The sequence below is a fragment of the Kitasatospora sp. MBT63 genome (assembly GCF_000710465.2).
In the GTDB taxonomy this organism is placed as follows: Bacteria; Actinomycetota; Actinomycetes; order Streptomycetales; family Streptomycetaceae; genus Kitasatospora.
The window spans coordinates 34985-43433 of sequence record NZ_JAIZ01000337.1; the positions used below are offsets into that span (position 1 = coordinate 34985).

Consider the following 8449-nt stretch of genomic DNA (forward strand, 5'->3'; position numbering starts at 1 on the left):
CACACACCGGTTCAGTCCCAGGTGAAGCCCCGTCTCCGCCATGCGCCGGGGGCGCACACCTGACGTGCGCCCCTTGCTCGAGGAGTCCCGCACCACTCGATTCGGTGGCTCGTACGTCCGGCCGGAGCGGGCTGCGGGGAGGGGATCCGGGAAGCAGCCGGGGGCCACCGGCCATCGCGGCGGCGGGCGTCGCCCGGATTCTGACGCCGACGCGTTGACGCGGCCCGCCGCGACCAGTTGACGGCCCATCCGCTACCAGAACGAGGCGCTCCGTGTTTGACGCGGGCACGCGCCTCGGGGCGAATGGCCGGCCTACCGGGACCGGCAGGAGGGGCTACCCGGCAGCGATGCGCCTCGATCCCGCCGCTGCTCGACGGCACCGAGGCCGCAGTCGCGCGCCCACCGGCTCGGGGCCCGGTCCCCCGGCTGCGGCCTGGCCTCGTTCGGCCCCGCTCAAGGCCGTTCGCGAGCCGGCACCGCACCTGGCCGCGCGTCGCGGACCCACCGCAGCAGCACCAGCGCAGCCACCGCCGCCAGCGCGCACCAGGTCGACACGAACGCAAGCCGCCACATCAGCGCGCACACCACGGCCCCGACCCCGACCAGCACCCCCAGTAGGCGCAGCAGCCGGTCTCCCGAGGCCAGCAGCGCTCCCACCGTGGCCGTCAGGTATCCCACCAGCAGCAGGCCCGCGCCGGGCACCCCGACCGCGTACGCGAGCACATGCCCGTCGACCCGTACCGTGACCGGACGGGTGGCCAGGGCGATCGTCGATGCCACCGAAACGGCGCATCCGACGCCGACCAGGAGGAGCTGCAGTGCGGTCCGCGGGCGGGCCGCGCACCGGACGCCGACGGACACCAGGACCGGCAGCAGCGGCAGTGCGATCACCGTCCAGGCGACGCGGGCCGCGGCTGCGGCGGACTGCCCGATCCTGCCGTCGGCACCCAGCCAGACCACCGCCTCGATCAGCTGGTGGAGGCCGAGCAGCAGCGGCAGCGCCGCCAGCGGCAACTGTCGAGGGTCGCGGACCCGGGCCAGGCAGGCGACCCCGAGCGCCGCGACCACGGCGCCGGAGACAGCGTCGGCTTCAGCGCTCCAGCACATTCGGCACATCCGGGAGTCCACGACTCGCCACCCGCGCCACCTCCAGGTCGGTCCTGCTCCCCGCCAGGTTAGGCCGCGCAGACGCCGGTCGGCCGCAGGCCGGGACAGCTCCGGCGCGGCGGCGCCGAGTGCCCACCGCGCCGCCGCCTCGCTCCGTGGTCCGGCGGCAGGCGGAGGGCCACAGCGTGTCCGGGGCAAGAAAGCCGCAGCCAGACTTCGCCATGTACACGGTCAGCTACAGTAGGTAGTGTCAGCCCCTGCCAGTCAGAGGGATCCATCAACAGGGACGGGATCATCCGTGGACGAACAGCGAGCCAGGCCGCAGCGGATCGCCACCAGCACGACCTATGTGACCGATCCCGAGGAGGACCCGGGCGCGGCGGACGCCCCCGACTGCCACCGGGCCTGCTGCCAGGACGCGGGTCCCACCGACCCGCCTCCCCACTCCCCCGGCTACTGGGGCTGGCGCCCGACCGGCTGAGTAGCCGACCAACCGACCGCTCCACGCCGGCGGCCACCCCGGACGAGCGACGACCCACCCGGCGGGGGCGCCCTTCGCGCCACCGGAGGCACACCCCGCCACCCCTACTCACCCGCCATCGCACGTCCGGGGCTCGACCGCGCCGATCCGACGCCGCGCGCACAGCCGTGCACAGCCATGCGGCGGCCACTCCCGCTGGATAGACTGGCCGGGATTTTCCCGGCGATCAGGACCGGCCTCACGCAAGGGCCGTGCGGCGGTGGGCCCGGCCCTATCCGCCACGACCCGCGGAACGGTCCCCGCACCACCACTCCCCCGGGGAGCCGCCATGGCGGAACCTGCCGCGTCCTCCAGGGACGGCTACGACCCCCGTGCCTCGCGCCCGTCACCCGCCACCGCCGTGACCTCCCCCGCCGAGGGGGCCCCCACCGCGGCGACGGACCGGCTCGCCCTCAACGGCATGGGCAGCTTCGACTGGGACCTCGACACCGGTGTGTACCACCTGGACGAGATCGGCCTGCGGCTGTTCGACCTGACCCCGCAGGAGTTCGACGGCAAGCCCGCCACACTCGTCGCGCGGGTGCCGGCCGAGGACGGTGCCCGGCTGGACGAGGCCGTCTCCCGCGCGCTGCGCCAGGGCGACCTCACCTTCGCCACCTACTTCCGACTGCTCCGCCGGGACGGCACCCCGGGCTGGGCGCACACCCAGGGCCGGATCCTGCGCGACGAGCAGGGCCACGCGTACCGGATCGTCGGCATCGTCCGCGACGCCGAGGAGGAGCTGGCGCACGCCGCGGCGATGCGCACCCTGGCGGCGGACCGCCGCCGCCAGACCGACTCGGTGCGCAACACCACCGAGGCGCTCGCCCGGGCGCTGACCGTCCGGGACGTCACCAGCGTGCTCACCGACAGCGAGGGTCTGCGGCGGTTCGGCGCGGACGGCCTGGCCCTGGGACTGCTCGACGGCGATGTCCTGCGGCTGGTCGCGGTCACCAAGCAGCCCTCCCCCGAGCTCAGGGCACTGGACGACCTCTCCGTGACGCGGGTGGAGGACCGGCTCGGGCTGGCCGAGGCCGCCCGTAGCAGGCGGCCGGTGTTCATCGGTTCGGAGCAGGAGCTGGTCGACCGGTACCCGCGGCTGCTGCCGTACGTCGAACAGATGGGCATCCGCGCCGCCGCCTTCCTCCCGCTCGCCGCCCAGGCCAGGACGATCGGCGCGCTCGGGCTGTACTACGGGGACCGGCGCCGCTTCAGCACCGAGGACCGCAACATCTGCATCGCCCTGGGCAGTGCCGTCGCCCAGTCCCTCCAGCGGGCCATGCTGTTCGACCAGGAGCGCGAGTTCGCCACCACGCTGCAGAACACCATGCTGCCGCGCCGGCTGCCGAAGATCGGCGGCGGCTCGGTCGCCGCCCGCTACCGGGCCGGGCGGACCGGGCGCGAGGTCGGCGGCGACTGGTACGACCTGGTGCCGCTGCCCCGCCGCCGGGTCGCGGTGGTGGTCGGTGACGTCGAGGGCCACGACAGCCACGCCGCCGCGATCATGGGCCAGCTGCGGATCGCGCTGCGCGCCTACGCTGCCGAGGGTCACGCCCCCGCGACGGTGATCTCGCGGGTCTCCCGGTTCCTCGCGGATCTCGACACCGAGCGGTCCGCCACCTGCATCTACGCCGAGGCCGACCTCGAGACCGGCACCCTTCGGCTGGTCCGCGCCGGTCACCTCGAACCCCTGATCCGGCACGCCAGCGGGCGGACCAGCTGGCCGGCGGTCCGTGGCGGGCTACCACTCGGGGTGGCCACGGTGCTCGGCCACGACGAGTACCCGGAGACCCGGCTCGACCTCAACCCCTCGGACACCCTGCTGATGTGCACGGACGGCCTGGTCGAGCACCGCGGCCAGGACATCTCCGAAGGCCTCCAGGCGCTCGCGGCCGCGGTCCACTCCGGGCCGCCCGACCTGGAGAAGCTCGCCGATCACCTCTGCACCGAACTGCTCGCCCGGACCGGCCAGGACGACGACATGGCGCTGCTCCTGCTGTGCCGGGCCGCCGTGCCGGGGGCGCACGCTGAGCGGCAGATGATCCAGCACGTCCACCAGGCCGACCCGGAGGGACTGACGGAGACCCGGACCATGCTCCGGCAGGCCCTCGCCGCCTGGGGCGCTGCCGGGCTGGGCCCCGACATCGAACTCGCCGCCGGTGAACTGCTCACCAACGCCTTGGTGCACACGGACGGCGGCGCGATCCTCACCGTCGAACTGCTCACCCGGCCGGCCCGACGTATCCGCCTGGAGATCCAGGACCGTTCCAGCGAGCTGCCGCACCGGCGGGCCCCGGGCGAGACGGCCACCTCGGGCCGCGGGCTGATGCTGGTCGAGGCGCTGGCTGCGAGCTGGGGAGTCGAACCGCGCGGAACCGGAAAGAGCGTGTGGTGCGAGTTCCACCTGCCCCGGGACACCCACAAGTCCTGACGGTCCGCCAGCCTTTCCGTCTCCCGCCTCCCGCCTCCCGCCTGCGGGCGTCCGATGGCACAGCTGAGCCGGTGTCGAACTGGGGCACGAACGAACAGGGGCGCGAACGGGCGCACTCCGCACTCCCCCGCCGGGATTCGCGCACCCCGCCGAACAGGTGGCGCGACTAGACAGTGAACGAACCGCCCGGTCAGGGTTGCTCCGCGAGGTCACCACGGGTGACGGTCCATTGGATCAGCCGGAGGGTTCCCATGCGCTCGAGGATCACCAGACACCTGGGCTCCGTGCTCCCGGAGCTGCTCACCGTCCCGCCCACGGCGCCGGGAGGAATCCTCGGCGGACCCGCCACCCCGGGCACCCTGACCCCGATCCCGACCGACCCCGGCCCCGACGCCGGCACCACGGGCGTCGGTACGACGGAAGCCGGGAGCGACGGCACGGCCGACCGGGTCCCGGTGCTGCCGCCGGAGTTCAACTGGCGGGACTACACCGTGATGCTCCTGCACATCGCCGCGGAGATCGAGCACTCGCTGATGGTGCAGTACCTCTTCGCCGCGTACTCGCTGGGCGGCCCGGACGTCCCCGACCGGCTGCGCGCGCAGGTCCGACGCTGGCAGGAGATCATCCTCGGCATCGCCAAGGAGGAGATGGGCCACTTCCTGACGGTGCAGAACCTGCTCACCGCCCTCGGCGCGCCGATCAACCTCGACCGCGAGGACTACCCCTGGGGGACGGAGTTCTACCCGTTCCCGTTCACGCTCCGCCGCCTCACCCCGGCCTCGCTCGCCACGTACATCTGCGCCGAGAGCCCACCGGGGTGGTCAGGTGACGAAGCCACGGCGATCAGGCGGCTGGCGGGGGTCGAGGCCGGGCAGGAGGTCAACCAGGTCGGTGCGCTGTACCGTCGGCTGGTGGCCGTGCTCGGCGACCGCGAGCTCGTCCCGGACTCCGACTTCCAGGCGGCCACCCTGCCCTTCCAGGCGGACTGGGACGAGTGGGGCCGCGGCTACACCCGGGGCGAGCGCGGGCGGGACTCGGGGAACGTGCCCGAACTCGAGGCGCCCGAACTCCTCATCCTCGGCGTGCATTCGCGGGACTCCGCCCTCTCGGCCCTGCGGCAGATCGGCGAGCAGGGCGAGGCGCTGGACGACCTCAAGGACGACGGCCAGGACGAGACCTCGCACTTCCGCCGCTTCCTGACGATCTACCAGGAGATGATCGCCGAGCCCGAGGACGACCGGGACAAGATCTCGCGGAGGCTGGCGGACAATCCGCGGACCTCGCACCGGCTCAGGGACGACGCCGCACGGTTCGCGACGCCGGCCGTCGCCGGGACGGCCCACACCGGAACGGACCTCACCGCACACCGGAAGCACATCAGCCGCGAGATCACCGACCCGGCCGCCCTGCGCTGGGGCCACCTGTTCAACCTGCGCTACCGCATGCTGCTGGTCTCCATCGCGCATGCATTCCGGCTGTCCGGCCCGCTCGACCACGCCGGTGCGCTGACCGCCCGCGGCATCCTGATCCACCGCGCCTTCGGGGAGATGTACAACCTCCGGGCCATCGCCGGGGCCTTGGTCCGCCTCCCGGTGTCCGATCAGGGCCCATCCGGTCAGGGCCAATCGGGTCAGAGCCGATCGGGGAGCCTGCGCGCCGGGCCACCGTTCGAGATGCCGTACACCCTCGACCTGCCGGAGCCCGATCGCAACCGGTGGCTGCTCCAGCGCGACCTGGTCCAGGCATCCCAACTCGCCGTCCGCGACCTGCGGGACGTGCTCCCCGCAGCCGACAGCGGGGTCCCCTACCTGGTGGCCGTCGCGGACACCGACCGGCGCGCGTTGGAGCTGATCGAGCGCGTGCTGGCCGGAAGGGGGCCGTGCCATGCGTGAGACCGATACGCCGCCCACGCCGACGTCGCTGTCCGCGCCGTCCACGCCTACCCCGCCGGCCGGCCGCGGCGGGCACCCACGGCCCCGACGGACTAGTGACCTGGAGCAAGCATGACCATCCTGGAACTGCGGATCCTCCCGCCGCTCGCGGTCGGCCGGCTCGGCGCCGCCACCGAACCGATGGACAACTACGAGGTCACGGTGGACCCGGAGCAGCCGCTCGCGGCCCGCCGGATCCGACCGGCCAGGACCTTCGTCGTGGACCCGGACATCGGCGGGATCAGCTCGGACGCGGTGCCATCGGCGGTGCGTTTCACCGTCGGCGGCAAGGTCCGGCCGGTCGCCCCCTTCCTGGAGGTCTGGGCGCTCACCGACACCGAGGGGATGCTGGAGCCGCTCACCACCGCCCTGCTCGCCGAGCACGGTCTGACCCCTCGGGACGTCCGGTGGAGTGTCGAGGTGGCCAACCACAAGATCCACCGCCGTACCGGGGAGGAGCGCGACAGGATCGACGCGGTGGTGCCCGCCTTCTCCGACCACGACGTCCACCGGCTCGAGGGCACCTGCCCCAACTTCTGGGCAGGTCGGACGCTCCCGCTCGGTACCGTCCGCTACCTCAGGCCGACCGAGGGGTTCCCGGGGATCCGGCTGCGCTTCACCCCGGCCGCGGGCCTGGTGTACGGCTCCAGCGCCCAGGATCCGCAGTTGCCCCAAGAGGCCCCCGACCCGAACCTCGCGGGCATTCTCTACAACGCCAACCTGGGCGGCTGGCTGGGCCACTTCGACCGCGAGGGCGACCCGTCGCTGACCGTCCCCGCCAACATCTACCGGGGCTGGGACGACGACGGCAGGTGGCGCAGCAGTGGCTATCTGGACGACGAGTGCGACGGCCTGGTCCACGTCGAGCTCCGCCTCGCCGGCCGAGCCGACCCACTGCGCGCCTACGCACGGATCGGCGCCGGCCCCCCGGCGTACGCACCGGACAGCTTCCCGGTTCGCACCGTCGCGGACGAGCTGGACCAGGCGATGTTCGGACCGGAGGCCACGGACATCGAGGCGGGGCTGGAGGGCCGGGCGCAGGCCGAGGAGATCATCCGCCGGGCCCTGGAGTCGGTCCGGCTGATGAACACGGCGGTCATGAACGGCAACACGGTGAACGGCCGAACCGATGTCGCGAGCACCATGGTCCGGCAGGACACTGCCGACACCGGGCGGCGGTTCGAGCCCGTCATGGCGCCTTCGCTGGTCGACAACGCCGCCCTGCTCCACCTCCACCGGTCGATCCTCACCGGACTGCGCAGCGGCACCGCGCCCTGGTTCGCGGATGTCCTGCGCAATCACAACGAGATCGGCGACCTCTCCGCAAAGGGCCGGCGCAAGATGCCCGCCCTGATGCGCGGCGCGGACGGCAGGGCACTCGCCCTGACCCGCCGCCAGGTGGACCTCATCCGGAAGGTGGCCAGACGGGACGTCTTCGCCGCCGAGTCCTCCGGCCCCTGACCTGCGGCACGCGATCGGAAGGGACAGTCACGGCGGCAGCACTCCGGACCAGAAGGCCGTACCGGACACGGACAGGACAGGACAGGAGCACCGCGGACCATGAGGATCGACCCCACCAACCTGACCGCCCAGTTGCACTACCGGCCGGACGGCAACCCACCGAGTTCGCTCCCGGAGTCGGCGATCTCCAATGCCTTCCCCGGGCTGGAGTTCGACTTCCGCAACGTCTGGCGTCGGCTGTTCGAGGGCATCGAGCTCCACGAGGCGGACAACTACGTGGTGGCCGCTTCCGGCGAGCATGCCCGTCTGAAAGGCCGTCGGCTGCTCCGGGTGGCCGGCGAGCCGACGGTGGTGCCCGTCAGCGGCCCCCAGCGGCCGCACGAGGATCCGCCCGGACGCCTCACCTCGGCCGGCAACCCGGACGGGGTCGTGACCATGGAGTGGTCCAACTCCCTGGCGGCGGTGCTGAAGGAGTACGCCGGCCGTGCGGTGAAGTGCGAGTTCACCAAGGCCGAGGCGCCGCTCCCGGTCGGGCTCCTTGCGAAGGAGGACGAGGCCGACCGGTTGGAGGTGGTGGATCTGGTGGTCCGGCCGTTGTTCGCGTTCAGCGCGGTGGCGGGCGGCCCCCTCCCGGTGATCGACCGGGAGATGGTGCAGCCCGGGGAGCTGACCCGGGGTCTCTGCTCCCCCTGGCAGAACGACTACCGCGAATGTGCCTGTTACTACTGGGCGGCCAGCCGGCCCGACTTCGTCAACACCGAGGTGGACGCCGCCGGCACCACGGTGGGGAACAGCTGGCTCGCCGTCGACCGCGAGCCCAAGGAGTACGTCCTGGACGACCGGGAGGACTCCCGCCTGCTCTCGTACGAGGACCTCTTCCAGGACTGGCAGCGGCACCTGCGCTTCATCGTGGACGGCCAGGACCACGTGCCCGGCGACGGTCAGGACCACGGCCGCGACCACGGCCGCCGGCACGACTGAGGATCCCGGCCCCGCCAC

The 8449-nt window shown here is 72.9% G+C and carries 6 protein-coding genes; 5 read left to right on the top strand and 1 reads right to left on the bottom strand.

The genetic code is table 11. From position 1 onward, the window contains the following. Window positions 1-453: 453 nt before the first annotated feature. Entirely contained in the window at window positions 454-1107 is a 654-nt protein-coding gene (locus AA75_RS20220) for a DUF6629 family protein (protein WP_033821530.1), read from the bottom strand. A gap of 298 nt (window positions 1108-1405) precedes the next feature. Between AA75_RS20220 and AA75_RS20225 the strand changes: the two genes are divergently transcribed. From AA75_RS20225 to AA75_RS20245, 5 genes are all read left to right on the top strand, one after another. After that, a complete protein-coding gene (locus AA75_RS20225; protein ID WP_033821531.1) occupies window positions 1406-1588 on the top strand; it encodes a hypothetical protein in 183 nt (60 codons plus the stop codon). Window positions 1589-1916: 328 nt separating this feature from the next. After that, entirely contained in the window at window positions 1917-4058 is a 2142-nt protein-coding gene (locus AA75_RS20230; RefSeq protein WP_033821532.1) for a SpoIIE family protein phosphatase, read from the top strand. A 251-nt stretch (window positions 4059-4309) separates the two neighbouring features. After that, window positions 4310-5950, top strand: coding sequence for a ferritin-like protein (locus AA75_RS20235; RefSeq protein WP_051812856.1), 1641 nt, complete (start codon window positions 4310-4312; stop codon window positions 5948-5950). A gap of 111 nt (window positions 5951-6061) precedes the next feature. Beyond that, on the top strand, window positions 6062-7450 hold the full coding sequence (locus AA75_RS20240; protein ID WP_033821533.1) for a hypothetical protein: 1389 nt from the start codon (window positions 6062-6064) through the stop codon (window positions 7448-7450). 99 nt (window positions 7451-7549) lie between these two features. Next, a complete protein-coding gene (locus AA75_RS20245; RefSeq protein ID WP_051812858.1) occupies window positions 7550-8431 on the top strand; it encodes a hypothetical protein in 882 nt (293 codons plus the stop codon). Window positions 8432-8449 lie beyond the last annotated feature (18 nt).

Coding starts and splice junctions, on each gene's coding strand:
- AA75_RS20220 (WP_033821530.1), bottom strand. CDS start 1,107: ATGTGCTGGAGCGCTGAAGCCGACGCTGTCTCCGGCGCCGTGGTCGCG.
- AA75_RS20230 (WP_033821532.1), top strand. CDS start 1,917: ATGGCGGAACCTGCCGCGTCCTCCAGGGACGGCTACGACCCCCGTGCC.
- AA75_RS20235 (WP_051812856.1), top strand. CDS start 4,310: ATGCGCTCGAGGATCACCAGACACCTGGGCTCCGTGCTCCCGGAGCTG.
- AA75_RS20240 (WP_033821533.1), top strand. CDS start 6,062: ATGACCATCCTGGAACTGCGGATCCTCCCGCCGCTCGCGGTCGGCCGG.
- AA75_RS20245 (WP_051812858.1), top strand. CDS start 7,550: ATGAGGATCGACCCCACCAACCTGACCGCCCAGTTGCACTACCGGCCG.